A 24024-nucleotide genomic window follows, 5' to 3' on the forward strand; every position below is an offset into this window, starting at 1 on the left:
ATGGCGCCAAGGTCGATCAAAGGGTCACCTCACAGGAGATCCAAACCCATGATTATCACCATCACCAAAGTCCTGAAGAACGAAGTAACTGTGTCGGGGCAGACCCTCAATCGTGAGTACGTCGAAAGCGTCATGTTGCCCTTGTTGATGGCCCAGTGTGGCCGGAACAACGGCACCAAGTTCGGCGTTATCAAAGCTTTCGAGGAGGCCGGTTTGTCCCTCAAGGCCATCCAAGAGGACGCTCAGGTCTACTTCATGACCAAGCGGGAGCAGAAAGAGACCCGTGAGCAACTTCAGCGGGAAGCTGACGAGCGTGCTGAGCGTTTGCGCGAGCGGACTCCACGCGAACTTGCCCAAGCGAAAGCTGAAAGAGAAGCCCGTGCTGCTGCCATCCGTGAACAAGCTCAAAAGGTTTTGGCAGCACGCTCCCGTAATAACGGCTGATAGCTCCAGACATGCACCAATCACTTCCCTACTTATTCTTCAGGAGACCCATTCCAATGAAACAGCCTAACCAATACGTCAAGCCATCGACTTACAGTACTGCTCTCACCGATAGTCAAAATGGGTCGATCCGCTTCAATACGGCTGATGTCCGTGTGGAGACCCAAGCGGCCACCGATGTGTCCGTCTATGTGGAAGCCCTTACAGAGGCCCTCGACGATTACCTCAACGGTGATGAGTGGCGCCAAGCGGCAATCGAACACACCCCTTGTGAATTCCGTCCGGCTGGCTCTGAAGCAACTGGTCAGCAAATCATCACGATGGCTGATCGCTCCGTCACTTTCGATCCTCGTAAGAACTGGGATAACCAGACCGTCTCGAAGGGCGAAGTCCTGGCCGGGTCTGTGATCTTCACCGAGCCAACCGATACAGCATCGGTCATTAGCAAGCGCTTCACCATCCTCGACCATAACCTGATGGCGGGCTTCACTGAAGGCTCAATGCACCAGACCGGTGAGAAGCTCTTACGGGACATCGAACATGATGCCGCTGGCAAGATCGCCGGTATCCTCTCTAGCGCTCCATCGACTGAAAGCGTGTCAGCGACTAAGCCAACCGGTAAGCCTGTGGAGGTCGCTGAGGATCTGATCGACATCTTGACGATGAACATCAATCAGACCGTAGGCAGCTCGCTGTCGGACTTTGTGGTTCTGCTGCCGGTGTCGTTGCTCGCTGTTCTGGAGCGTGCGGCTCAGCGTGCAGGCGTGGAAGACATTGAGTCTTTGATTGGTGCCTCTGTGCAGCCTTATAGCGGCACTGACTACGGTCTGTTCCTGCTGCCTAAGATGTTCACCTCGCTGAGTTATCGCGAAGGTCGTAACGGAGACATCTGGAAGATCCAAGCGACTCGTAACGGCGCCCATCAGTGCTGGGACATTGAGATCATGACAGTCGTGGACATCGTGGCTAGCGGCAAGGTCAAAGTGAAGCTGACTGCGGATGGTCTTCAGACCGAGACGGTGGCCTTTCCTATGATTACCAATATCAAGTTGACCGCCTGACACTAGATGGGGGCGAGAGGTGATTACTTACCTAACGCCTATTCTTGTGCACTTCATCGATTGTCGGAAATTGGTAAGTCACATCCGCTCTAGTCGTCAAGTCTGCATAGGATTTTTTTTCCAGCTCTTCAGTAAGACTCTCGCATAGCTTGTCAAATTCCTGAACTACCCACAAAAGCGTCCTGCCAATAAGCAGCTTTAAGTTGCTGTAATTTCCTTGCTCCATCGTTACCGAACCAAACGATAGGCATACGATTTTCTCAATCTTGTAATCCTTACTCCCGTCGTTTAGAACTGCTCCGGGAATGCTTTGGCTGTAGGAGTTTTCATCGTGAACGAAGTACTTGTCACGCAGGGCTTTGAAATAATTGAAAGCTTCCATAGCCTCTGATGGCTCCCCTCGTAACGCTTCGTCAGTGGTGAGCTTGAATCGCGCCTTTGACTTTCCAAAGCACTTTAGAAAATGAATAATCGCAGATCGCCAGAGAGCTTCACGGATCACACGCGGATCCTCTGGCACTGTGTTTATGGCTTCCAAACAACTGTCAGCAAACTCCAGATCTTGCTTATGTAGAGCCAAGTCCGACAGCCGGACGGCATCGGGGCTTTCTATATGAACGACTTTGACGGCATCGGGGAAACCTTCGATATGCAACCCCGCGCCCTTTTGTGTTATTTCAAAATGTTTCATGGCTAATCTATCCCCGTTTAAAGTAGCACTAGCGCTCGAGATACAATATATACGTAAACGACATCAGTACCATTACGCGATCTTCTAGGAGGAACCTAATGGACAAGCTACGCGCTGCCTACTGGGTCTGCGTGGCTGTCCATCTGGTCTTCTGGCTGTATGGGCACCTCAAGATCCTCAATGAGAATCTGGAAGAAAAATCTGAAAGACCACCTCATTGATACAGGCCCCGCGATTTCCTCCCGTGTGCCCACTCAGATGCCTATCGGATTGTTGAATCGAGTGCCTCGTGGTTCCCTTCGATAACTCGTCGTGCTGTCACAAGTAGCGTTACAACCCCTGTCACAACACGTTGCCAAGACCTCTCTGACATCGTTAGGATAAGATTCCCTCACGACTCGCAGACGCTCAGTCTGTAAACCGGAGGTCTCGCGTTTCGCCCAGCAATAATAGGCGGTTTAGCTCAGTCACTTCGCGGATGTAATCCCACAACAGGGTGATGCGCTTGAGCTTGCGCAGATCCTCCCGGCAGTACATCCAGAACTGTCGGGTGACGGTGATTTCCTCCGGCAGCACCGGCAGCAGGCGGGGATCCTGGGCGGCGAGGAAGCACGGCAGGATAGCCAATGATCGTCCTTGCTGCGCTGCCACGAACTGCGCAATCACGCTGGTGCTGCGCAGGTGAGCATGGGCGCCTGGCAATACATTCGCCAGATAGAGCAGCTCGGAACTGAACGCCAGATCATCCACATAGCTGATGAACGAGTGCTTGCTCAGGTCCGCCGGTCGGTGGATGGGAGGATGGCTGTCCAGGTATTGCTGGGTGGCGTAGAGCTGCAGTCGGTAGTCGCACAGTTTGCAGCACACATACGGGCCATGTTCGGGGCGTTCGAGGGCGATGACGATGTCGGCTTCGCGCTTGGAAAGGCTGATGAAATGCGGCAGCGGCAGGATGTCCACGGAAATGGCCGGGTAGGCATCGACGAAATGACTCAGCTGCGGCGTGATGAAGAAGCTGCCGAAGCCCTCGGTACAGCCCATGCGCACGTGGCCGGACAACGCCACCCCAGAGCCTGAAACCTGTTCGCAGGCCATGTGCAGGGTGCTTTCGATCGATTCGGCGTAACCCAGCAGGCGCTGGCCTTCGGCTGTCAGGACAAAACCGTTGGTCCGGGATTTTTCGAACAGCAGCGTACCCAACGAAGCTTCCAGCGAGCTGATGCGCCGCGACACCGTGGTGTAGTCGACGGCCAGGCGCTTGGCCGCCGTGCTGGCCTTGCGGGTGCGGGCCACTTCGAGGAAAAACTTGAGGTCGTCCCAATTCAGCGACCCCAGGGAGGTGATGTTTTTTTGCATGATGGACCGGTTTTTATGTGCGTTCTTATTAGAAGTTTGCACATCTATACTCCAAAAACCGTCTCATCACCAAGGTGTCTGTCTAGGCACCTTGATCTGTGCTGAACCAGCGCTCTCTATAAGAACAAGTCCCGGAGGCCAGCATGAACGTTTCCCTTACGCCCAGCGACACTGCCCTGCAAACCGTAAAGTTGTTGATCAACGGCGAGTGGGTTGAATCCCAGTCCAGCGAATGGCACGACATCGTCAACCCGGCCACCCAGCAGGTACTGGCGAAAGTTCCGTTCGCCACGGCGTCGGAAGTCGATGCCGCCGTTGCCGCCGCCCAGCATGCTTTCCAGACCTGGAAGCTGACCCCCATTGGCGCGCGGATGCGCATCATGCTCAAGCTCCAGGCGTTGATCCGCGAGCACTTCAAACGCATCGCCGCCGTACTGAGCGCCGAGCAGGGCAAGACCATCGCTGATGCCGAGGGCGACATTTTTCGTGGCCTGGAAGTGGTGGAACACGCTTGCTCCATCGGCACCCTGCAGATGGGCGAGTTTGCCGAGAACGTTGCCGGCGGTGTCGATACCTACACGCTGCGCCAACCGATTGGTGTGTGCGCAGGCATTACCCCGTTCAACTTCCCGGCGATGATTCCGCTGTGGATGTTCCCGATGGCCATCGCCTGCGGTAACACCTTCGTGCTCAAACCGTCGGAGCAGGACCCGCTGTCGACGATGCTGCTGGTGGAGCTGGCCATTGAGGCCGGTGTGCCGGCGGGCGTGCTCAATGTGGTGCATGGCGGCAAGGATGTGGTGGATGCCCTCTGCACTCACAAGGACATCAAGGCGGTTTCCTTCGTCGGCTCGACGGCGGTCGGCACTCACGTGTATGACCTGGCGGGTCGCCATGGCAAGCGCGTGCAATCGATGATGGGCGCCAAGAACCATGCGGTGGTGTTGCCTGATGCCAATCGCGAACAGACCCTCAATGCTTTGGTCGGCGCCGGTTTCGGTGCGGCGGGCCAGCGTTGCATGGCCACTTCGGTGGTGGTCATGGTGGGCGCGGCCAAGCAATGGCTGCCCGAGCTCAAGGCCCTGGCGCAGAAGCTCAAGGTCAACGCCGGCAGTGAGCCCGGCACCGATGTCGGTCCGGTCATTTCCAAGCGGGCCAAGGCGCGGATTCTTGAGTTGATCGAGAGTGGCGTGCAGGAAGGGGCGAAGCTGGAACTCGATGGCCGTGACATCAGCGTGCCGGGTTTCGAGCAAGGCAACTTCGTCGGCCCGACCCTGTTTTCCGGCGTGACGACCAAGATGCGTATTTACACCGAAGAAATCTTCGGCCCAGTGTTGGTGGTGCTGGAAGTCGACACCCTTGATCAGGCAATCGCCCTGGTCAATGCCAACCCGTTTGGCAACGGCACCGGTCTGTTCACCCAGAGCGGGGCAGCGGCGCGTAAATTCCAGAGCGAAATCGACGTTGGCCAGGTGGGGATCAACATCCCGATTCCGGTGCCGGTGCCGTTTTTCAGCTTCACTGGCTCCCGTGGTTCGAAACTCGGTGACCTGGGGCCCTACGGCAAACAAGTGGTGCAGTTCTACACTCAGACCAAGACCGTTACTGCGCGCTGGTTCGATGACGACAGCGTCAATGACGGTGTGAACACCACCATCAATCTGCGTTAAGGAGCCGGACATGAAGATCGCATTTATCGGTCTGGGCAACATGGGCGCCCCCATGGCGCGCAATCTGCTCAAGGCCGGCCATTCGCTGAACCTGTTCGACCTGAACCAGACGGTGCTGGCCGAATTGGCCTCATTGGGCGGCACCATCAGCGCCTCGCCTCGCGATGCGGCCCAGGGCGTTGACCTGGTGATCACCATGTTGCCGGCTGCTGCCCATGTACGCAGTGTCTGGCTCGGTGAAGACGGTGTACTGGCCGGCATCGCCGCCGGTACGCCTGCGGTGGACTGCAGCACCATCGACCCGCAGACCGCACGCGATGTTGCGGCCGCGGCCGCCAAACAAGGCGTAGCGATGGCCGACGCGCCTGTCTCCGGCGGCACCGGTGGCGCGGCGGCTGGCACGTTGACCTTCATGGTCGGTGCCACTGCTGAATTGTTCGCCACCTTGCAACCGGTATTGGCGCAGATGGGCCGTAATATCGTGCATTGCGGCGACGTCGGCACCGGGCAGATTGCCAAGATCTGCAATAACCTGCTGTTGGGGATTTCCATGGTGGGCGTCAGCGAAGCCATGGCCCTGGGCGATGCCCTGGGGATCGATACGCAGGTACTGGCCGGGATCATCAACAGCTCAACAGGCCGTTGCTGGAGTTCGGACACCTACAACCCGTGGCCGGGCGTGATCGAAACAGCACCGGCGTCCCGTGGCTATACCGGGGGCTTTGGAGCCGAGCTGATGCTCAAGGATTTGGGCCTGGCGACTGAAGCGGCGCGGCAGGTTCATCAACCGGTGGTGCTGGGCGCGGTGGCGCAGCAGTTGTACCAGGCGATGAGTCAGCGGGGCGAGGGCGGCAAGGATTTTTCGGCGATTGTTAACAGCTATCGCAAACCGCAATAAGCGCTGGGGCATCGGCGGTTTTTTGTGGCGAGGGGATTTATCCCCGCTGGGGTGCGAAGCGCCCCCCTTCAAACTGCCTGACATACCGAGTGTCAGGTTTTGGGGCTGCTGCGCAACCCAGCGGGGATAAATCCCCTCGCCACAGGGGCATATACAAGCAACATGCAGATCCCGAAAAGCTGTTTTCCGAGAGACCATGTCGGGTGGTCTCTCGGTTTTTTGTTTCAGGCAAAGACGAAATATTTACGCACGGTCTCGACCACTTCCCACGTGCCTTTCATGCCCGGCTCGACGACGAAGATGTCACCGGCCCGCAGATGGATCGGCTCCATGCCATCGGGGGTGATGATGCAGTAGCCTTCCTGGAAATGGCAGTACTCCCACTTCACATAGTCCACGCGCCACTTGCCCGGCGTACAGATCCAGGTGCCCATGATCTTGCTGCCGTCTTCGCTGGTGTAGGCGTTGAGGTTGACGGTGTGCGGATCGCCTTCGAGTTTTTCCCATTTGCAGGCATCGAGTACGGGCAGCGGATGGGTATCGCGCAGGACGGTGATGGGGGCGGTCATGTGAACTCCGAAAGGGACAGAAGAGAGCAGGCACCCTAACGCGTGACATGATCGGGCAGATGCCTGTGCTCGACACCGGCCTATCCAGAAGCGCGCGTCAGCGAGTGGTCAGGTGCGTGGACAGGGCTTTGGCGTAGGCGGGCAAGGTGTCGAAGCGGCGGGCGCACAGGCGCAGTGAGCGTTGAGCCCAGGCCTCTTGCAGCGAGACCCATCGCCAGGAAGGCTCGGGCGGGCGCCGCGCGATAGCGGCCTTTGGCACGATGGCAATGCCCGCACCATGAGCGACCATGCGAATCACCCCATCAAAACCGTCGGCGCGAATGCGAATGTGCATGCGTCGTCCGGTGTGCAGCGCCTGTTCTTCGAGGTAAATCGCCAGAGCACTGGAAGCGTTCAGGCCTACATAATCATAGCTGAGGGTCTCATTGAAACTTAGCGGGCGACCGTCAGCCAAGGGATGTTCCGAGGGCATGATCAAGACCAGCGGATCATCGCGAAAAGGGTGGGTTTCAAGGCCGGCGGTGTCGACCGCGTCGGAGATGATACCCAGGTCCGCCGCGCCCTGACGCAGTGCATGGGTGATCCTTGAGCTGGGCAGTTCCTGCAGGTCGATGTCGAGGTTGGAATGGGCCTTGAGAAAGTCGGCCAGCAATTCCGGCAGGTATTCGGTCATGGCGCTGGTATTGCACAACAACCGCACCCGGCCCTTGACGCCCCGGGCGTATTCGCCCAGGTCCTGTTGCAGGTGTTCGGCATGTTGCAGCAACACCCGGGCATGTTGCGCCAGCGCCTGGCCGGCCGACGTGGGTGTTACACCGCGCCGCCCGCGTTCGAGCAATTCGATCCCCAAGGAGGCCTCCATGGCGCGGACCCGGGCACTGGCCGCCGCCAGGGACAAATGGCTGCGGGCAGCGCCGGCAGTGATGTTGCCGGTGTCGAGGATATGTAGATAGAGGCGCAGGTCGATGAGGTCGAAGTGCATGAGTGATGTGATCCTGTGCCGGGTTCTGGGGTGCCTGGAACATTGTCATCGCGAGCAGGCTCGCTCCCACAAAAACAATGCAGGATCCAAGGTGGGAGCGAGCCTGCTCGCGATGGCGTCTACAGCCTCAGCAAATTCTTCAGCCTCTTGCTCGGCCAGAGGCTGTCTCAGTATATGGCAGATTTAAAACCTGACCGCCAGGGCCCACGATACGCCCATGAACACACTCATGGCTTTCTATCAAAATCTTGGCCCTGTCCTTTCTTTGCTGGTCGTCGGCACCTTCCTGCTGGCCGGCACTATCAAGGGCATGATCGGCCTCGGCCTGCCGACCATTTCCATGGGCTTGCTCGGCCTGGCTATGGCTCCGACACAGGCTGCGGCGTTGCTCGTCATCCCGGCCACGCTGACCAATATCTGGCAACTGACCTTTGGCGGTCATCTGCAAACCCTGATCTGGCGTTTGTGGCCACTGTTGCTGGCGATTTGCATTGGCACCGGACTGGGCACGTTGTGGTTCGATACGGTGGGTGGACCTTGGGCGGTTCGAGCTTTGGGTGGCGCGTTGTTGCTGTACGCGCTGAGTGGGCTGTTGCTGCCGACATTGCGGGTCGCTGCCAGTGTTGAGCGGTGGGCAGCGCCGTTGTGCGGTCTGCTCACTGGCCTCATCACCTGCGCGACGGGTGTGTTCGTTATTCCGGCGGTGCCGTACCTGCAAGCGTTGGGCTTGAGCAAGGACGAACTGGTGCAGGCGTTGGGCTTGTCATTCACGGTGTCGACACTGGCCCTGGCGGCCGGCCTGCTATGGCACGGCGCCTTGGGCGGGGGCGAATTAAGCGCTTCGTTGCTGGCCTTGGCGCCGGCGCTGCTGGGGATGTGGCTGGGGCAATGGCTGCGTCAGCGCATCAGCGCCGTGCTGTTCAAGCGGGCGTTTTTCATTGGCCTGGGTGTGCTCGGCGGCCATTTGCTGATCAGCGGCTAGCCGAGGACGGGCTGAGCATGTCGACGCGGCGGATTTCGAAATCGCGCTCCAGGTACTCCATGCGCTGCTCAAAAAACTGCTTCATGTGCGGCAGGTTCGAGTGCACGTCCAGATGAGCCTGGGATTGCCAGATTTCATAGAAGATAAACAGTGTCGGGTCTTGCCGGTCTCGCAGCATGTGATATTCGATGCAACCGGGTTCGGCACGGCTCGGTTCCACGTAGGCACGAAACAGCGTTTCGAAGGCTTCGGCTTTTTCCGGACGGGTCTTGGCGTGCAAGATGAAACCGTGCAATTGGCTCATCGGAGTGGCTCCTGAATAAAAGTATGCGAATGCTACGGCAAGAATTGGCTGCCTATTCGTGCGTATAGGTCAAATCAGTTTTGCCGTTGCAGCGCTTACTCCGCCGCAAGCTCATCGGTACTCTGCCGCCATCATTTTCAATCTTTCCATTGGGTGACCGCTCAACCGTGTCCCCTGGAATCCGATGAGGCTCTCCATGAAAAAAGTCCTGCTGCTCAACGGTGGTAAACAATTCGCTCACTCCGACGGTCGCTATAACGCCACCCTCCATGATGCGGCGGTCAGCGTGTTGGATCGTGGCGGGTTTGATGTGAAAACCACGTTCATCGACGGTGGTTACGACATCAAAGAGGAAGTCGCCAAGTTCCTTTGGGCCGACGTGATCATTTACCAGATGCCAGGCTGGTGGATGGGCGCACCGTGGACCGTCAAGAAATACGTCGATGAGGTCTTCACCGAAGGCCATGGCAGCCTCTACGCCAGCGACGGCCGCACCCGTTCCGATGCTTCGCAGAAATACGGCAGCGGTGGCTTGTTACAGGGCAAGCAATACATGTTGTCGCTGACCTGGAACGCCCCGCAGCAAGCCTTCGATGACCCGACCGACTTCTTTGAAGCCAAGGGTGTGGATGCTGTGTACTTCCCGTTCCACAAGGCCAACCAGTTCCTGGGCATGAGTGGATTGCCAACCTTTCTGAGCGTGGACGTGATGAAACGCCCGAATATCGAGGCCGATGTGGCGCGCTATGAGCAGCACTTGATTGAGGTGTTCGGCCTGAAGGCCTGACTTTCTTTTGTCACGTATCCCGATACTATCCTGTGGCTCAGGTCCGTTTTGCGGCACAACGGGGATAGACTCCCTCGCCACAAGCGCGCGCAGTCGACAGGGGGATATGTGAAAGCCAGATCCGACGAATTGCAGATTTTCGTCTGCGTGATCGAATGCGGGTCGATTTCCGCCGCCGCCGAGCAGGTCGGGCAGACGCCGTCTGCGGTCAGTCGTACCTTGTCGCGCCTGGAAGCCAAGCTCGATACCACGCTGATCAACCGCACCACGCGGCGCATGGACCTGACCGAAGAGGGCAAGTATTTCTTCGAGCAGGCCAAGGGCATTCTCGACCAGATGGATGAGCTGGAGGAACGCCTGTCGTCCCGCCAGAAAAACCCGGCCGGGCGGTTGCGGATCAATGCGGCGGCGCCTTTCATGTTGCATGCTATCGTGCCGCACATCGAAGAGTTCCGCGGGCTCTACCCGGACATCCAGCTCGAACTCAACAGCAACGACCTGATTATCGATTTGCTCGAGCAAAGTACCGACATCGCCATTCGCATCGGCACTCTCAGCGACTCGACGCTTCACGCCCGATCCCTGGGTTGCAGCCCGCTGCACATACTGGCCAGTCCGACCTATCTGAAGCGGCACGGAACACCTGCCACAGTCGCCGAGTTGGCCCGGCATGCGCTGCTGGGGTTTGCCCAGAACGAGGGCCTCAATCAGTGGCCGCTGCGTCACGAGCACGGTGATCGTTGGCCGATCCAGTCAGCCATCAGCGCGTCCAGTGGCGAGACCGTGCGCCACTTGGTGCTGCAAGGGCAGGGCATAGCGTGTCTGTCGGACTTCATGACTCGCGAAGATATCCGTGCCGGCCGGCTCAAGGTGCTGCTGGCCGATGCCAACAGCGGCTATCGCCAACCGATCAACGCGGTGTATTACCGCAACTCCCAACTGGCCCTGAGGATCCAGTGCTTTCTGGACTTCATCCAGGGCAAGCTCGCCGAATACGCCTCGCGGGACTTCAAAGGCTGATTCGTGGCTTCAAGGCGAGTGTGGTTTGGGTTCGAGGGCTGGCCGATGCCCGAGCGTACGTCGGTGCGAGGCTGTGAATCGGCGCTCGTTTGTCGTCAGCCGCGCAGATGAGTCAGCGGCAGTTCGGTGCTGTTGAGCACCTGGTTCAACACAAAGCTGGAGCGCACACTGGTGACCCCGTCAATCCGGGTCAGGTGCCCCAGCAGCAGTTTCTGATAGTGGTCCATGTCCGGCACCACGACCTTGAGCTGGTAATCGGCATCCATGCCGGTCACCAGGCTGCATTCCAACACCTGGGGCAGGTTGCGGATGGCGGCTTCGAAGTTCTCGAAACGTTCAGGGGTGTGGCGGTCCATGCCGATGAGCACGTAGGCCGTCAGGCTCAGGCCGAGCATTTTACGGTCGAGCAGGGCGACCTGACGGGTAATGTAGCCGTCGTCTTCCAATTGCTTGACCCGCCGCGAGCAGGGGGACGGCGACAGGCCGATGCGTTCGGCCAGCTCCTGATTGGAGATGCGCGCGTCGCGCTGCAATTCCGCCAGAATGCTCAGGTCGTAACGGTCGAGTTTGCTCATTGGTCGGGCCTTTGTCGTGATAATTGCTGGATATTATCTGTCGCGGGTAAAAAATTGCGCAAGTAATGTTTATTTACGCAATCTTCGCAATCATTCGTCGGTACTCCGGGCCTATTCTTATCACCAAGATCACTGCTCGGACAAACAGTCCAGTGCGGCCCGCCCAATCCGGCCGGCTGCGGTCGCAGCACCCACCGGTGTTGGCAGACCCCCGAGCTGCACACTGTCCAGAAGACGGCGTGAGGTGAGCCGACGTCAAAAGCGTCGCGCACGGACGAAGTTCTCAAGGGGAGGCCGACGGGCCTCCCTTTTTTAATGCCTAAATAATGGCGACGACTGATAACCTGTCGCAGAACCGGCCTAGGCTTTTCCAGTCTCATTCATCAGGCCCTGAACCGTTGTGAGGAATTTCATGAAGTCGCGCATCTGGCGTTTGGCAGGTGTTGGTCTGTTGTGGGCAAGTGTCAGTGCGCAGGGCGTGGCCGACGATCAGCAAAATCGTGGCGGGCCGGAAGGGCGAGGTGGTAACGGCCAGGGTTATTCAGGCCAACCCCGGCCACAGAGCAACGAGATCATTCGCGGCGACAACAGCCGCCAGTTTGAGGTCCAGCCTCACGCTCAAGGCGGGCAGCCCTACAACCGCCCGCCGCAAGACCCCAATGGTCGTCCGCCGCAGCAACCTGGTAACAGCCTGCCGATCCAGGGCCGCCCCGACAGCGTGACCCAGACCCAGGAACCGAAGCCGGGTTACTACCGCGATATCCCGCGCCGCAGCGATGGCTATCCGAGCGGTGGGCCACGCCCTGGCCATGACCCTCGCCCGGACCAGCACTGGCCCGGCCGGCCGGACGGTCATGGCAACGGCTGGGGGCCGGGGCCGCAATATCGTCCCGGGTATGTCATCGATCGTTTTCCGGATCGCAACTACCGCGTGCCTTACCGTGGCCATGACTATTTTTATTCGGGCGGTTACTGGTATCGCCCCCAAGGGCCGCGCTATATCGTGGTTGAGCCACCGCGCGGAATCCGTACCCGTTATCTGCCCGATTACGCCCGGGAAGTTTGGATCGGCGGCTCGCTGTTTTTCCTTGCCGCTGGCGCCTATTACATCTATGAAGCCAACACCCGGGACTACGTCGTTGTCGACGCGCCGATGAGCAACCCGCAGCCCCAGCCCCAAGGCAACAGCTTCGATGTGGTGGCTTATCCAGCCAACGGCCAGTCTCCCGAGCAGGTCAATCAGGACGGCTACGAATGCTATCGCTGGGCGGTGCAACAGAGCGGTTTCGATCCACGCAACTACACCTACCCACCCGCGCCGCAAGTGGTGCAGACCTATCGTCAGGCCCAGGGGAGTTGCTTGAGCAGTCGGGGATATCAGGTAACGTACTGATCACGCGAAAGAAAAACACTCCCCTGTGGCGAGGGAGCTTGCTCCCGCTCGGTTGCGCAGCGACCGCAAAACCTGGGCCTGTTGCGCAGGCCAGCGGGAGCAAGCTCCCTCGCCACGGGTTCTGTGTTCAGCGTCAAGCGCCGGCGCCTTTCACCACTTCCGACGGATCGGCATGCACCAACACTTCCGCCTTCGGATAGGCGCGGTGTATGGCATCGGCGGCCTGGTCGCTGATGCCGTGGGCCACTGACAGGGTCAGCTCGCCCGGCAGCTCCAGATGCAGCTGCACGAACCAGTGGTTACCCGAGATACGTGTGCGCAGGTCGTGGGCACCCAGTACGCCGGGCACTGCGCAGGCCAGTTCCAGCATGCGCTGGCTGACGTCAGGTGGCAGTTCCTCATCCATCAGTACCGCGAAACTTTCCCGGGCGATCTGGATGGCGCTCCACAGGATGTAGGCGGCGATGCCCAGGCCGAACCAGGCGTCGAGCCGATCCCAACCCAGCCCGGCCAGTACCAAAGCGACCAGGATGCTGCCATTGAGCAACAGATCCGAACGATAGTGCAGCGAGTCAGCGCGCACGGCGGTGGAGCCGGTGGCGCGGACGACCTGATGTTGCAGCGCCAACAAGGCCAGGGTCAGCCCCAGGGCGAAGACGATCACGCCGACACTGAGCCAGGCCGCCTCCACCGGGACCGGGTTTTTCAGGCGCTCAACTGCCTGCAACGCAATCAACACGGCACTGCCGCCGATGAACAATGCCTGGGCCATGCCGGCCAGGGACTCGGCTTTGCCGTGGCCGTAACGATGGTCTTCGTCGGCAGGGCGCAAGGCGTAATGTACCGCCAGCAGATTGAGCAGCGACGTGACGCCGTCCAGCGCCGAGTCGGTCAGGCCGGCGAGCATGCTCACCGAGCCGCTCAGCCACCAGGCCAGTGCCTTGGCAACGACCAGAATGAGCGCCACGGCCACCGAAGCGCGCGTGGCCAGGCGCAGCAGACGGGCATGTTCGGTGCTGGTGGTCATGGCGCGGTCGTTCCTTCAATAGCGCCCATCACGCGGCCGGTTTAAGCCCGAGGGCGGCCAGTTGCTGGGCGTTGCCCTTGCTTTGGATCAAGCGTGGGTCGTCCAAGGGGAAACTGCGCCCCAGTTCGCTTTCCAGGATCGCTTGCAGCTTGAGGTTATTGACGCTGCCGTCGGCGTTGATGGCCGGCTTGAGTTTTTCTGGCTCGATCTGGACGCTGCGGCCGGGTTCGAAATAAATCGCCCCGGTGGCGAAGTCCACGGCGAACGCGATCAAGCCGGGAATGATGTAGAACAGCAGGCCGACGGCGTCCAGCGCAGCAATCGCCGGGTCGATCTTGCCGTCGATCTGGCCGCGACGGTCGGGGTAGAAGATCGAGCCGCAGGCGCTGATCTGGGTCAGCAGAGAGGCGACCAGAACGCCGCCGATCACGCGAAAGGGAATACGCATAGCAATCTCCTGAGCAGGTAAAGGCGTTGCTGGTTGGAGTCCAGACCACGCTAAACAGTTCGCCGTTATACTCGGCCCTCTGTTTTGGAGCCAGCATGATTTCTTTGCCGATTGATGAAGTTTTACCCGCCCTGCGTCAAGCCTTGGCATCGCGCCACGAAGCCGTGCTCGAAGCACCGCCCGGCGCCGGTAAAACCACCCGCGTCCCCTTGGCCCTGTTGAATGAGACCTGGCTGGCCGGGCAGACCATTCTGATGCTTGAGCCCCGGCGTCTGGCGGCACGGGCGGCGGCTGAGCGACTGGCCAGCGAGCTGGGGGAAAAGGTCGGTGAAACCGTCGGCTACCGGATTCGGCTCGACAGCAAGGTCGGCCCCAAGACCCGCATTGAAGTCGTCACCGAAGGCATCCTCACCCGCCGCTTGCAGGACGACCCGGCGCTGGAGGGCGTGGGGCTGCTGATTTTTGATGAATTCCACGAACGCAGTCTCGACGCCGACCTGGCCCTGGCCTTGAGCCTCAATGGCCGGAAGCTGTTTCGCGACGACCAGCCGCTGAAAATCCTGCTGATGTCCGCGACTCTGGAAGGCGAGCGCCTGGCCGGGTTGTTGGACGACGCGCCGATTCTGCGCAGCGAGGGCCGCATGTTCCCGGTGGCAGTACGCTGGGGCCGGCCGTTCCAGCCCGGCGAGTTCATCGAGCCGCGCCTGGTGCAGACCGTGCTCGAAGCGCTGCACGATGAAACCGGCAGCGTGCTGGTGTTCTTGCCTGGGCAAGCGGAGATCCGCCGGGTTCATCAGCAACTGGCCGATGCCTTGGGTGAGGGCGGCAATGTGCTGCTCTGTCCGTTGCATGGCGAGCTGGACCTCGCCGCCCAACGTGCGGCCATCGACCCGGCGCCGCCCGGCCAGCGCAAAGTGGTGCTGGCCACCAACATCGCCGAAACCAGCCTGACCATCAATGGCGTGCGGGTGGTGATCGATGCCGGATTGGCGCGAGTGCCGCGTTTCGATCCGGGCAGTGGCATGACCCGCCTCGACACCCAGCGTATTTCCCGGGCCAGCGCCACTCAGCGGGCCGGGCGGGCCGGACGTCTGGAGCCGGGGGTGTGTTACCGGTTGTGGTCCGAAGACCAGCACGAACAACTGGCCGCCTATGGCAGCGCCGAGATTCTTTCGGCGGACCTGGCCGGGCTGGCCCTGCAATTGGGACGTTGGGGCGTGACGCCGCAGCAATTGGTCTGGCTCGACATTCCGCCCGCCGCCGCTTATGCCCAGGCGCAGGATCTGCTGCAACGCCTGGGCGCGCTGGACGGCGAGCAACTGACCCGGCATGGCCAAGCCATGGCCGAACTGCCGGCTCACCCACGCATCGCCCATTTGTTGCTGCGTGGGCAGTCGCTGGGGCTGGCGGACATGGCGTGTAACGTCGCGGCGTTGTTGGGGGAGCGAGATATTCTGCGCGGCGCCGGGGCGGACCTGCACACGCGCCTGGCGTTGCTGTCTGGTGAAGAGCGGGCAGCCCGTGGTGCTCAGGGCGGGGTTCAACGGGCGCGGCAGCTGGCCCGGCAATATCGCGGTTACCTGCGGGGCAAGGCCGAAGAAGCCGTCGCCGACCCCGAACACCCGCGCTGGTTGGGCGCTTTACTGGCGTTGGCCTACCCGGACCGCGTCGCTCAACAGCGGCGGCCCGGCGGGGCAGAGTATCGCCTGGCCAACGGCCGCGCGGCGTTGTTTGCCGAAGCGGACAGCCTGATGAAACAAGCGTGGCTGGTGATCGCCGACCTGGGCAGCCGTCAGGGGCAGCGCGAAGAGCGGATCTACCTGGCGACGGACTTCGATCCGGCGCTGTTTGATTCGGTGCTGGCCGAACAGGTGCGCACGGTGGACCAACTGGATTGGGACGAGCGTGAAGGCGTGCTGCGGGCCGAGCGCCAGCGCAAGGTCGGCGAACTGGTGCTCAGCCGTGAGCCACTGACCGGCCTGGATGAGTCGGCCCGCAGCCAGGCGCTGGTGAACCTGGTACGGCGTAAGGGCCTGGAGTTGCTGCCCTGGACGCCGGAGCTGCGGCAATGGCAGGCGCGGGTGGCACTGTTGCGCCGGCTCGACCTGGAGGCCACGGGTGAGAGCGATTGGCCAGATGTCAGCGATGGGGCGCTACTGAACAATCTTGAGCAGTGGTTGATGCCGTACCTGGGGCGTGTGTCACGCCTCAGCCATTTTGCCAACCTTGACCTGCCCAGTATCGTCCACAACCTGCTGCCCTGGCCCTTGCCGCAACGCCTGGATGAATGGGCACCCCATCATCTGAGCGTGCCTTCGGGCTCGTCGATTCGCCTGGACTATAGCGAGCATCCGCCGATTCTGGCGGTACGCTTGCAGGAACTGTTCGGCCTGGCCGACACCCCACGCATTGCCGGCGGCCGACAGGTCGTCAAACTGCACCTGCTGTCACCGGCGCGGCGACCGGTGCAGGTGACCCAGGATCTGGCGAATTTCTGGCGCAGCACCTATGCCGAAGTGAAGAAAGACCTAAAGGGACGTTATCCCAAGCATTACTGGCCGGACGATCCGCTGGTGGCCGAAGCCACGGCACGGATCAAACCCCGCAAGTGAAAAACCGCCGGTTTGGCCCGCCAGCACGGCGGCGCAAATGGTAGATTCACCGCCCCATCAACTGCTTTATACGCAGTCCCGGTTAGTTGGCTTCAGATTCGGAACAGTTCATGGCAAAGAAACCAGCAGCGCCCACCTCCCAGGCACCGATGACCGTAGCCACCAGGGGTTCGAGCCTGACGTTGATCGATGTGGCAAAGATTGCAGGCGTTTCGCCAATGACCGTTTCCAGAGCATTGCATCGCCCGGAACTGGTGAGCGAGAACACGCGGGAGAAGGTCCGCGAAGCGGTGCGCCAATCGGGCTATGTACCGAACATGCTGGCGGGTAGCCTGGCGAGCAACAAAAGTCGTCTGGTGGCGATTTTCCTGCCCACCATCGCTAACTCCATTTTTGCGGACACCGTGCAATCGCTGATGGACCGCCTGACCCACGCGGGCTATCAAACCCTGCTCGGTCTGACAGGCTACAGCGCGGAGCAGGAAGAAAAACTGCTTGAAGCCGTACTCGGTCGGCGCCCGGACGGCATCGTGTTGACCGGTACGCTGCATACCGAGTCAAGCCGCTTGCGGCTCTCCCAGGCGGGAATTCCCGTGGTCGAGGCCTGGGATCTGAGTGAAGACCCTTTGGACATGCTGGTGGGCTTCTCACATGAAAAGGTGGGGCAAGAGACGGCGCGGCATTTGATCAAAAAAGGTTACAAGCGCTTTTCTGTGGTGACCATCAGCGACCCCCGTGGCCTGCGTCGTTGCAACAGTCTTATCGCCGAGCTGAAGCGCCAGGGCATTGAAGAGGTGCCCATGGAAGTCCTGGCGCCCCCCGCCACGCTGGAGGTGGGCCGAGAGGGGCTTCGGCGGCTGCTGGATCTGCCGGTGCGCCCCGACATCGTGGTGTGCAGCTCCGATACCGTGGCTCAAGGTGTGTTGGCGCAAGCCGCCAGCCTTGGCCTGAAGGTGCCCGCTGAGCTGGCCGTCATGGGCTTCGGGGATCTCAGCAGCGCGGCACAGGTTTACCCGGCGCTGTCGACCGTCAGCGTTGACGGCGCCAGGATTGGCCTGCACGTGGCTGAGGCGCTGCTTGAGCGCTTCGAAAATCCCGGCGCCCACCTCGAACCCGTGCGGATCGACACCGGCTTCACGTTCATCGACCGCGCCAGTACCTGAACCTGGCAGCGATTTTCCGGGGATTTGCGGGATTGAATGATTGCGCAATCAGTGTAGTATCGAGGCAAGAGACCTTCTGAAGCACCGGCGAAGGTCTTTTTTATGTCTCTTGATGATTGCGCAATCATCGTCGCCTTCAGAGCCTGTCCAAGGAGAGCCCCATGCTCGTACAACAACAAACACTCAAGTCCTCCGACGACGACCGAATTGCCTGGGTTCGTGTCGCTTCGGTCATCCTGCCGCTGGCCAATCCCATCAGTGATGCCAAGGTGCTCACCGGCCGACAGAAGCCGATGACTGAAATCGCCATCCTGTTTGCCGAAATCGAGACCGTCGATGGGCATCAGGGCTTGGGTTTCAGTTACTCCAAACGTGCCGGCGGGCCGGGACAATTCGCGCATGCCAAGGAAATCGCCCCGGCGCTGATAGGCGAAAACCCCAGTGACATTGCCAAACTCTGGACCAAGCTGTGCTGGGCTGGCGCGTCGGTGGGCCGCAGCGGCATGTCGACCCAGGCCATCGGTGCGTTCGACGTGGCGTTGTGGGATCTGAAGGCCAAGCGCGCCAACCTGTCGCTGGCCCGCTTGCTCGGTGCTCAACGTGATTCGGTGCGTTGCTACAACACGTCCGGTGGCTTCCTGCACACCCCGCTCGATCAGTTGATGAAGAACACCGACCTCTCGCGTGAAAAAGGTATCGGCGGCATCAAATTGAAAGTCGGGCAACCGGATTGCGCCATCGACATTGAACGGGTCAGTGCGGTGCGCAAGCACTTGGGCGACAACTTCCCGCTGATGGTGGATGCCAACCAGCAATGGGATCGCCCGACGGCCCAGCGCATGTGTCGGCAGTTTGAAGCGTACAACCTGATCTGGATTGAAGAGCCGCTGGACTGCTATGACGCTGAAGGCCATGCCGCGTTGGCGCAGCAGTTCGATACACCGATTGCCACGGGTGAAATGCTCACCAGCGTTGCTGAACACGCCGAGTTCATCAAGCAGCGCGGCGCTGATTTCCTGATGCCCGACGCACCACGAGTAGGCGGCATCACCCCTTACCTGAAGGTTGCATCAATGGCCGAGCAGGCGGGCCTGATGTTGGCCCCTCATTTCGCCATGGAACTGCACGTTCACCTGGCAGCCGCCTATCCAACCGAGCCCTGGGTCGAGCATTTCGAATGGCTTGAGCCGCTGTTCAACGAGCGTCTGGAAACCCGCGACGGTCGGATGTTGGTACCCACTCGTCCCGGTTTGGGCCTGACGCTGAGCGAACAGGTCAAACCCTGGACGGTCCAGGCAGCTGAGACAGGGACTCGACCCTGATCATGTGTGGGTGATGCGGGCCAGCGCCACACTCGTCTGGCGACGAATGTGGCTTGCCGTCACGGCGTGGCCGGCAACAGGAACCGGGCAATCACCGGCAAATGATCGGAGATCCGCAAGGTATCGTCCTGCCGCACCCGAGCCTCGACCCGCTTGATCCGAGGGCTGTAGAACAGGTAGTCGACAGTGCGGTCAGGGCCGTTGAGGCCGGGGTCGTTAGGGTAGTGGGTCAGCCAGTGGGCGCGGTCGATGCCGCTGGCCTCGTTGTTGGTGGGGATCATCGGGTATTTGTCCCACAGCAGGTGCAACGGGCTGTCGGCGGAGTAGGGCGTGCGTTGCTCGGCAGGCAGGCGCCGGTATTGGCCCAGGGGGAGCAGGTTGAAGTCGCCGCCGATCAGCCAGGGCGTGCCTCGCGATTCAAGTTTGTCCAGGACCTTGCTCACGGCCCTGACCTGATTTGGCAGGGTTTCATCCGGTTGCGTGGCCCGTTCCAGATGCGTGTTGAGCACGACCAGGTGGCCGCCACTGCTCAGCGGCAGGTGACTGACCAACAAAGCGTTTTTCGGCTGGAACTGGCGGCTGATGAAATTGGCCCCGGCCACTGGCAACTGCACCCGTTCCGCTTGATCGATGCGGTAACGGCTCAACGTCGCCAACTGCCGGCCAACGCTGCCGAAGATATGCGGGTCGGGGATGAAATCGGCTTTCCAGTCAAAGGCGCTGGTGCTGCACGGATACAGGTCGGTCAAGCGTTCCTGCAACAACTTGAGCTGATTCTGGTAGTCGCTGGCCTTGGCGCCGTCGTCCAGTTCTTGAAGCAACACGATGTCCGGTTGCTCGTCGCGAATGACCCTTGCCACTTCGTCGAGGCTGAAGGCCATGTCTTCGAGGGTCGGGCTTTCATCGTCACCGTGGGCCAGGTCGTGCCAGAACACGTAGCGCTTGCCGGCCAGGAACTGGACGTTCCAGGTCATCACCTTCAAGGCCTGGCCAGGCACGAGCGTTGCGGTGTTGGCGGGGCAACTGACCGGCAGTGCTTCCCGGGGCTGTGGGCGCCAGGTCAGGCTGTAGATCGACAGGGCGGCCAGGCCGAGAATCAACAACAGGCCCAGCAAGGTGTTGCGCAATAGACGGGTCATGGCTCGACTTAAATGGGCGTTACGCAAAAGTGATCCCGAGCATAACCGAGAGCAGTTGCCGAGCCCAAGCCCGTCACCTGCGCAGCAGTCGTCAACGGTTGTCAGGTTTTTCCGCGACCAGCATGAACATTCGGAACAGCACCACGGTGGTGAACAGCTGCAGGAAGCTGTGAACGCTGTCGATCAGCAAGGCGATCAGCGGGTTCTGCGGCGGCGGGTACACCGACAGGCTGGCGCCTTTGAGCAGCCAGAGCGGGACCATCACGCAAAGAATGCACAACAGGATGCGCCAGAAACTGCCGCGGCTCAGGCGCAGGCTTTCCTTCATTGCTGCCAGCGGAGTCAGGCCGCGCAGCACCAGCAGGTACTCGCCAAAGGCCAGAACCACCATCAGCCAGAGGCCCGGCAGGAAGTACAACGAAATGCCCACCAGAATCAGCAACGTATTGAGTGCGGTCAGCAGGGCAAAGCGTGGCCACAGGGTCAGGGCCGTCGCGAGAAGGTCACGGGGACGGGGCGATTCGCCGCGACTGCGGGCGTCGAGAAACAGAATCAGCGCGGCAGTGTAGAGCGGGTATATCAGCAGCCCGACGATCAGGCTGTAGCCGGTAAAACCTTCGGGGCCCACGACGCTGTCCACGCCTTGTTGCAGCACGGCCTCGAGGATCACCAGCGGCAGGCACAGCTGGGCGATCCGGCCAAGATGGCGCTTGAAGAAATACAAAGAGTCGCGCAGCACGTCAAACGGATTCATGAGTCGGTATCGCAGGTCAAAAAGCGGTCCGACACTTTAACCGATCAGGCGCCTGCACAAGCAAACGTAAACATCAGGTAAAGACCATTGAAAGCTCTGAGCCCAGCCCCATTACTGGCTGGCACCGGTCCTGTAGGGCCGGCATGGTTTTTCTACCCGGCAATCTGATGAGGTCGCCATGAACAGCGAAGAACAAACCCTGATCGATGGACTGTTTTCACGGCTGCAACAGGCCGAAAAGGATTCAGCCCCCCGCGATGCCCAGGCCGAGGCGCGGATCAAGGAACATATGACCCGCCAGCCCGCAGCGGGCTATTTCATGACCCAGGCGATTCTGGTGCAAGAGACGGCGCTCAAAAGCCTCGACGAGCAGAACAAGCAGTTGAGCCAGCAGATCGAGCAGTTGCAGGCGGACCTGCAACAGGCCCGCCAACAGCCTCCAGCGTCCAGCGGTGGTGGCTTTCTCTCGAGTATTTTCGGTGGCAGCTCGCGCGACTCACGTCCCGCGTCAACTCCAGGCGCTTCGCCCGCCAGCGGTGGCGGCTGGCGCGAACCGGCGCGGCCTGGCTTCAATGCGCCACCCCAGCAGAACTACGCCGCGCCGCCCGCTAACTACGGCGCCGCGCCACAGCAGGCTCCAGGGGCCGGCAGCTTCATGAGCGGCGCGCTGAAAACCGCGGCTGGCGTGGCCGGGGGCGTGATGCTGGCCCAGGGCATCAGCAGTCTGTTCCACGGTGCCCAGCAGCCTCAGGAAGTGGTCGAGGTCATCGAGCAAGAGCCGGCCCAACCGGTCAACGACACGGCAAGCAGTGACAGCGGCTGGGGCGATGACTCAAGCGTCGCGGGTAACGATGCCTATGGCAACGACCAGGGCGGTTTCGCCGACGCCGACTACGGCGACGATTCATCTTTCTTCGGCGATGACGACTCCTTCGTCTGACCTGCCATTCGTCCGGGGCGCCCTGGTGCCTCGGACCGATTATTCGCGGAACATTCCTCTGGGCTGGCATACTGGGCAACTTTTCGGGCCCGCTCTGCTGGCTTGTGCATTCAAGAGGAAACGCGGTGAAAAAAATCGCAGTGTTCGCCGATGTCCAGAACCTCTACTACACCGTGCGCCAGGCTTATGGTTGCCATTTCAACTACGCGGCCTTGTGGGCCGATGTCAGCAAACAGGGGCAGATCGTCGAGGCCTACGCGTATGCGATCGATCGCGGTGACAGCAAGCAGCAGCAATTCCAGCAGATCCTGCGCAACCTGGGGTTTGTCGTGAAGCTCAAGCCTTACATCCAGCGCAGCGACGGCTCGGCCAAGGGCGACTGGGACGTGGGCATCACCCTGGACATCATGGACGCAGCCGATCACGTTGACGAAGTGGTGTTGGCGTCCGGTGATGGCGATTTCGACATGCTGCTGGAACGCATCATCAGCAAACACGGGGTCCAGGCGGTGGCTTATGGTGTGCCGGGGCTGACGGCCAACTCGCTGATTCGCGCCGCCAGCCGCTACGTGCCGATCGAAGGCGCGTTGCTGCTCAAGAATTGATTTTTACGGAGTTCAGACAGGTTTGGAACGCATCGCAGTCATCGACTTTGAAACCACCGGCATCACGCCGAGCAGCAGTTGCCGGGCCACCGAAATCGCCGTGGTGATCCTCGAACAAGGCCGGATTGTGGATCGCTATCAGAGCCTGATGAACGCCGGTGTGCGCGTGCCTGCGTTCATCGAGCAACTGACCGGCATCAGCAACGCCATGCTGCGCAGCGCCCCGTCCGCGGAAAAGGTGATGAACGAGGTCAACGAGTTCGTCGGCATCACGCCGCTGCTGGCCCACAACGCCGCGTTCGACCAGAAGTTCTGGGACTTCGAACTGGGCCGGATCAAGCGCACCCGCCTGCAGAATTTTGCCTGCTCACTGCTGCTGGCCCGGCGCCTGATGCCGACGGCGCCGAACCACAAGCTCGGCACGCTCAACACCTTCGCCGGCCTGCCTCACACGGGCCAGGCTCACCGGGCCATGGCCGACGCCGAAATGGCCGCCAACCTCACCGCGCACCTGGCGACGCAGCTGCGGCAACAGCACGGGCTGCGGGAGTTGTCCCACGATCTGCTGTGCAGTTTGCAGAAAGTGCCGGCGGCGAAAATCAACGAGCACCTCAAGCGCCATCGCGGGTTCTGACCACACCACCGAAAAAAAATGTGGGAGCGAGCCTGCTCGCGATTGCGGCGTGTCAGTCGACATTGATGTTGGCAGATCCAACGCTATCGCGAGCAGGCTCGCTCCCACAGGTTGATCTGTGTGAAGCAGGTTATTTTCCGTTGCCTTCCAACTGCCCCAGCGGCACGCGCTTTTCAATCGCGCTGGACAGCACGATCGAGGTCTTGCTGAAGCCAAACTTGGCGATGCGGTTGATCAGCTCTTCCAATTCCGGCATCGAGCCGACGGCCGCTTGCATGATCACGCACGGGTCGCCTGTCACTCGATGGCATTCGGTCAGTTGCGGGATTTTGCACAGTTCGTCGTAGGTCTTCTGGTTACCGTGCTGGTTCATCCGCAGTTCGATGACGCACTGCACCGGCAGGCCGATTTTCGCCATGTCGACTTTTGCTTGATAGCCGGTGATCACGCCGCTGGCTTCCAGCTTGCTGACCCGCTCGGCCACGGCCGGGGCCGACAGGTTCACTTTGCGGGCCAGTTCGGCGTAGGACGCACGACCGTTTTCCAGCAGGGCACTGAGCAGCATGCGGTCGTACTTATCCACGGTTCGGGCTCCCAGGGGGCTGACTTTCGAAAGTACGGTTTATAGCGCTGATCTCCGTGTTTTGA

At 60.5% G+C, this 24024-nt stretch carries 26 protein-coding genes; 15 read left to right on the forward strand and 11 right to left on the reverse strand.

Annotated features, from left to right (window positions below; translation table 11 throughout):
• Positions 1–48 precede the first annotated feature (48 nt).
• Positions 49–444: a hypothetical protein gene (locus tag BMY45_RS23530; RefSeq protein ID WP_092402198.1), complete on the forward strand. Its 396-nt coding sequence runs from the start codon at positions 49–51 to the stop codon at positions 442–444.
• A gap of 56 nt (positions 445–500) precedes the next feature.
• The gene (locus tag BMY45_RS23535) at positions 501–1505 is read left to right on the forward strand and encodes a hypothetical protein (RefSeq protein WP_092402201.1); all 1005 of its coding nucleotides are present in this window, start codon (positions 501–503) and stop codon (positions 1503–1505) included.
• A gap of 31 nt (positions 1506–1536) precedes the next feature.
• Here BMY45_RS23535 and BMY45_RS23540 read toward each other — a convergent pair whose 3' ends face one another.
• Positions 1537–2196 (reverse strand): hypothetical protein, encoded by a 660-nt coding sequence (locus BMY45_RS23540; protein WP_092402204.1) that lies wholly within the window; start codon positions 2194–2196, stop codon positions 1537–1539.
• A 98-nt stretch (positions 2197–2294) separates the two neighbouring features.
• On the opposite strand from BMY45_RS23540, the gene BMY45_RS28470 reads away from it, so the two are divergent.
• Entirely contained in the window at positions 2295–2417 is a 123-nt protein-coding gene (locus tag BMY45_RS28470; RefSeq protein WP_256573679.1) for a hypothetical protein, read from the forward strand.
• Positions 2418–2604: 187 nt separating this feature from the next.
• Here BMY45_RS28470 and BMY45_RS23545 read toward each other — a convergent pair whose 3' ends face one another.
• The gene (locus tag BMY45_RS23545) at positions 2605–3552 is read right to left on the reverse strand and encodes a LysR family transcriptional regulator (RefSeq protein WP_092402207.1); all 948 of its coding nucleotides are present in this window, start codon (positions 3550–3552) and stop codon (positions 2605–2607) included.
• 143 nt (positions 3553–3695) lie between these two features.
• Here BMY45_RS23545 and BMY45_RS23550 point away from each other — a divergent pair, with 143 nt between their 5' ends.
• Positions 3696–5222, forward strand: coding sequence for a CoA-acylating methylmalonate-semialdehyde dehydrogenase (locus BMY45_RS23550; protein WP_092402209.1), 1527 nt, complete (start codon positions 3696–3698; stop codon positions 5220–5222).
• Positions 5223–5232: 10 nt separating this feature from the next.
• Positions 5233–6120 (forward strand): 3-hydroxyisobutyrate dehydrogenase, encoded by an 888-nt coding sequence (mmsB, locus tag BMY45_RS23555; RefSeq protein WP_092402212.1) that lies wholly within the window; start codon positions 5233–5235, stop codon positions 6118–6120.
• A gap of 224 nt (positions 6121–6344) precedes the next feature.
• Here mmsB and BMY45_RS23560 read toward each other — a convergent pair whose 3' ends face one another.
• Both BMY45_RS23560 and BMY45_RS23565 read right to left on the reverse strand, forming a co-directional pair.
• Positions 6345–6689: a cupin domain-containing protein gene (locus BMY45_RS23560; protein WP_085701337.1), complete on the reverse strand. Its 345-nt coding sequence runs from the start codon at positions 6687–6689 to the stop codon at positions 6345–6347.
• 97 nt (positions 6690–6786) lie between these two features.
• On the reverse strand, positions 6787–7671 hold the full coding sequence (locus BMY45_RS23565) for a LysR substrate-binding domain-containing protein (protein WP_092402216.1): 885 nt from the start codon (positions 7669–7671) through the stop codon (positions 6787–6789).
• A 217-nt stretch (positions 7672–7888) separates the two neighbouring features.
• On the opposite strand from BMY45_RS23565, the gene BMY45_RS23570 reads away from it, so the two are divergent.
• Entirely contained in the window at positions 7889–8653 is a 765-nt protein-coding gene (locus tag BMY45_RS23570; RefSeq protein ID WP_092402219.1) for a sulfite exporter TauE/SafE family protein, read from the forward strand.
• Here the strand turns inward: BMY45_RS23570 and BMY45_RS23575 are convergent.
• Positions 8643–8957 (reverse strand): putative quinol monooxygenase, encoded by a 315-nt coding sequence (locus BMY45_RS23575; protein WP_092402222.1) that lies wholly within the window; start codon positions 8955–8957, stop codon positions 8643–8645. The two genes, BMY45_RS23570 and BMY45_RS23575, sit on opposite strands and share 11 nt — an antisense overlap.
• 196 nt (positions 8958–9153) lie before the next feature.
• Here BMY45_RS23575 and BMY45_RS23580 point away from each other — a divergent pair, with 196 nt between their 5' ends.
• Positions 9154–9744 carry an NADPH:quinone oxidoreductase MdaB gene (locus tag BMY45_RS23580; RefSeq protein WP_047229531.1) on the forward strand — a complete coding sequence of 197 codons (591 nt, stop codon included), beginning with the start codon at positions 9154–9156 and terminating at the stop codon, positions 9742–9744.
• A gap of 108 nt (positions 9745–9852) precedes the next feature.
• Positions 9853–10764: a LysR family transcriptional regulator gene (locus BMY45_RS23585; protein ID WP_092402225.1), complete on the forward strand. Its 912-nt coding sequence runs from the start codon at positions 9853–9855 to the stop codon at positions 10762–10764.
• Between the two features lie 95 nt (positions 10765–10859).
• Here the strand turns inward: BMY45_RS23585 and BMY45_RS23590 are convergent, their stop codons facing one another.
• Positions 10860–11339: an Lrp/AsnC family transcriptional regulator gene (locus BMY45_RS23590; RefSeq protein WP_047229533.1), complete on the reverse strand. Its 480-nt coding sequence runs from the start codon at positions 11337–11339 to the stop codon at positions 10860–10862.
• 412 nt (positions 11340–11751) lie between these two features.
• Here BMY45_RS23590 and BMY45_RS23595 point away from each other — a divergent pair, with 412 nt between their 5' ends.
• Positions 11752–12732 carry a DUF6515 family protein gene (locus BMY45_RS23595; protein WP_092402228.1) on the forward strand — a complete coding sequence of 327 codons (981 nt, stop codon included), beginning with the start codon at positions 11752–11754 and terminating at the stop codon, positions 12730–12732.
• 133 nt (positions 12733–12865) lie between these two features.
• On the opposite strand, the gene BMY45_RS23600 is transcribed toward BMY45_RS23595, so the two are convergent.
• Together BMY45_RS23600 and BMY45_RS23605 are read right to left on the reverse strand one after the other, a co-directional pair.
• Complete coding sequence (locus tag BMY45_RS23600) at positions 12866–13759, reverse strand: cation diffusion facilitator family transporter (protein WP_092402231.1); 894 nt, start codon at positions 13757–13759, stop codon at positions 12866–12868.
• A gap of 28 nt (positions 13760–13787) precedes the next feature.
• Positions 13788–14207: a polyribonucleotide nucleotidyltransferase gene (locus BMY45_RS23605; protein ID WP_092402234.1), complete on the reverse strand. Its 420-nt coding sequence runs from the start codon at positions 14205–14207 to the stop codon at positions 13788–13790.
• A 95-nt stretch (positions 14208–14302) separates the two neighbouring features.
• Between BMY45_RS23605 and hrpB the strand changes: the two genes are divergently transcribed.
• The 3 genes from hrpB to BMY45_RS23620 all read left to right on the forward strand — a co-directional run bounded on the left by hrpB (position 14303) and on the right by BMY45_RS23620 (position 19304).
• Positions 14303–16819, forward strand: coding sequence for an ATP-dependent helicase HrpB (hrpB, locus tag BMY45_RS23610; RefSeq protein WP_092402237.1), 2517 nt, complete (start codon positions 14303–14305; stop codon positions 16817–16819).
• 110 nt (positions 16820–16929) lie between these two features.
• The gene (locus tag BMY45_RS23615; RefSeq protein ID WP_092402240.1) at positions 16930–17982 is read left to right on the forward strand and encodes a LacI family DNA-binding transcriptional regulator; all 1053 of its coding nucleotides are present in this window, start codon (positions 16930–16932) and stop codon (positions 17980–17982) included.
• A gap of 161 nt (positions 17983–18143) precedes the next feature.
• Positions 18144–19304 carry an L-talarate/galactarate dehydratase gene (locus BMY45_RS23620; RefSeq protein ID WP_092402243.1) on the forward strand — a complete coding sequence of 387 codons (1161 nt, stop codon included), beginning with the start codon at positions 18144–18146 and terminating at the stop codon, positions 19302–19304.
• A 59-nt stretch (positions 19305–19363) separates the two neighbouring features.
• On the opposite strand, the gene BMY45_RS23625 is transcribed toward BMY45_RS23620, so the two are convergent.
• Together BMY45_RS23625 and BMY45_RS23630 are read right to left on the reverse strand one after the other, a co-directional pair.
• On the reverse strand, positions 19364–20443 hold the full coding sequence (locus BMY45_RS23625) for an endonuclease/exonuclease/phosphatase family protein (RefSeq protein WP_092402246.1): 1080 nt from the start codon (positions 20441–20443) through the stop codon (positions 19364–19366).
• 91 nt (positions 20444–20534) lie between these two features.
• Positions 20535–21197, reverse strand: a complete 663-nt coding sequence (locus BMY45_RS23630) for a hypothetical protein (RefSeq protein WP_092402249.1) — start codon at positions 21195–21197, stop codon at positions 20535–20537.
• A 178-nt stretch (positions 21198–21375) separates the two neighbouring features.
• Here BMY45_RS23630 and BMY45_RS23635 point away from each other — a divergent pair, with 178 nt between their 5' ends.
• From BMY45_RS23635 to BMY45_RS23645, 3 genes are all read left to right on the forward strand, one after another.
• Positions 21376–22137, forward strand: a complete 762-nt coding sequence (locus BMY45_RS23635) for a DUF2076 domain-containing protein (RefSeq protein ID WP_092402252.1) — start codon at positions 21376–21378, stop codon at positions 22135–22137.
• A gap of 125 nt (positions 22138–22262) precedes the next feature.
• Entirely contained in the window at positions 22263–22742 is a 480-nt protein-coding gene (locus tag BMY45_RS23640) for a LabA-like NYN domain-containing protein (protein WP_003185707.1), read from the forward strand.
• A gap of 22 nt (positions 22743–22764) precedes the next feature.
• A complete protein-coding gene (locus BMY45_RS23645) occupies positions 22765–23376 on the forward strand; it encodes a 3'-5' exonuclease (protein ID WP_092402255.1) in 612 nt (203 codons plus the stop codon).
• A 130-nt stretch (positions 23377–23506) separates the two neighbouring features.
• On the opposite strand, the gene BMY45_RS23650 is transcribed toward BMY45_RS23645, so the two are convergent.
• Positions 23507–23959, reverse strand: coding sequence for an Lrp/AsnC family transcriptional regulator (locus tag BMY45_RS23650; RefSeq protein WP_003205835.1), 453 nt, complete (start codon positions 23957–23959; stop codon positions 23507–23509).
• Positions 23960–24024 lie beyond the last annotated feature (65 nt).

This window comes from Pseudomonas sp. NFACC39-1 (assembly GCF_900110355.1).
Taxonomy (GTDB): domain Bacteria; phylum Pseudomonadota; class Gammaproteobacteria; order Pseudomonadales; family Pseudomonadaceae; genus Aquipseudomonas; species Aquipseudomonas tehranensis.

Excerpts from the sequence above, each read along its gene's own strand:
- BMY45_RS23560 (WP_085701337.1), bottom strand. The coding sequence starts at position 6,689 with ATGACCGCCCCCATCACCGTCCTGCGCGATACCCATCCGCTGCCCGTA.
- BMY45_RS28470 (WP_256573679.1), top strand. The coding sequence starts at position 2,295 with ATGGACAAGCTACGCGCTGCCTACTGGGTCTGCGTGGCTGTCCATCTG.
- BMY45_RS23575 (WP_092402222.1), bottom strand. The coding sequence starts at position 8,957 with ATGAGCCAATTGCACGGTTTCATCTTGCACGCCAAGACCCGTCCGGAA.
- BMY45_RS23595 (WP_092402228.1), top strand. The coding sequence starts at position 11,752 with ATGAAGTCGCGCATCTGGCGTTTGGCAGGTGTTGGTCTGTTGTGGGCA.
- BMY45_RS23600 (WP_092402231.1), bottom strand. The coding sequence starts at position 13,759 with ATGACCACCAGCACCGAACATGCCCGTCTGCTGCGCCTGGCCACGCGC.
- BMY45_RS23635 (WP_092402252.1), top strand. The coding sequence starts at position 21,376 with ATGAACAGCGAAGAACAAACCCTGATCGATGGACTGTTTTCACGGCTG.
- BMY45_RS23570 (WP_092402219.1), top strand. The coding sequence starts at position 7,889 with ATGAACACACTCATGGCTTTCTATCAAAATCTTGGCCCTGTCCTTTCT.
- BMY45_RS23615 (WP_092402240.1), top strand. The coding sequence starts at position 16,930 with ATGGCAAAGAAACCAGCAGCGCCCACCTCCCAGGCACCGATGACCGTA.
- BMY45_RS23540 (WP_092402204.1), bottom strand. The coding sequence starts at position 2,196 with ATGAAACATTTTGAAATAACACAAAAGGGCGCGGGGTTGCATATCGAA.
- BMY45_RS23630 (WP_092402249.1), bottom strand. The coding sequence starts at position 21,197 with ATGAATCCGTTTGACGTGCTGCGCGACTCTTTGTATTTCTTCAAGCGC.
- hrpB (WP_092402237.1), top strand. The coding sequence starts at position 14,303 with ATGATTTCTTTGCCGATTGATGAAGTTTTACCCGCCCTGCGTCAAGCC.
- BMY45_RS23530 (WP_092402198.1), top strand. The coding sequence starts at position 49 with ATGATTATCACCATCACCAAAGTCCTGAAGAACGAAGTAACTGTGTCG.
- BMY45_RS23545 (WP_092402207.1), bottom strand. The coding sequence starts at position 3,552 with ATGCAAAAAAACATCACCTCCCTGGGGTCGCTGAATTGGGACGACCTC.
- BMY45_RS23565 (WP_092402216.1), bottom strand. The coding sequence starts at position 7,671 with ATGCACTTCGACCTCATCGACCTGCGCCTCTATCTACATATCCTCGAC.
- BMY45_RS23620 (WP_092402243.1), top strand. The coding sequence starts at position 18,144 with ATGCTCGTACAACAACAAACACTCAAGTCCTCCGACGACGACCGAATT.
- BMY45_RS23535 (WP_092402201.1), top strand. The coding sequence starts at position 501 with ATGAAACAGCCTAACCAATACGTCAAGCCATCGACTTACAGTACTGCT.
- BMY45_RS23580 (WP_047229531.1), top strand. The coding sequence starts at position 9,154 with ATGAAAAAAGTCCTGCTGCTCAACGGTGGTAAACAATTCGCTCACTCC.
- BMY45_RS23625 (WP_092402246.1), bottom strand. The coding sequence starts at position 20,443 with ATGACCCGTCTATTGCGCAACACCTTGCTGGGCCTGTTGTTGATTCTC.
- BMY45_RS23590 (WP_047229533.1), bottom strand. The coding sequence starts at position 11,339 with ATGAGCAAACTCGACCGTTACGACCTGAGCATTCTGGCGGAATTGCAG.
- BMY45_RS23605 (WP_092402234.1), bottom strand. The coding sequence starts at position 14,207 with ATGCGTATTCCCTTTCGCGTGATCGGCGGCGTTCTGGTCGCCTCTCTG.
- mmsB (WP_092402212.1), top strand. The coding sequence starts at position 5,233 with ATGAAGATCGCATTTATCGGTCTGGGCAACATGGGCGCCCCCATGGCG.
- BMY45_RS23550 (WP_092402209.1), top strand. The coding sequence starts at position 3,696 with ATGAACGTTTCCCTTACGCCCAGCGACACTGCCCTGCAAACCGTAAAG.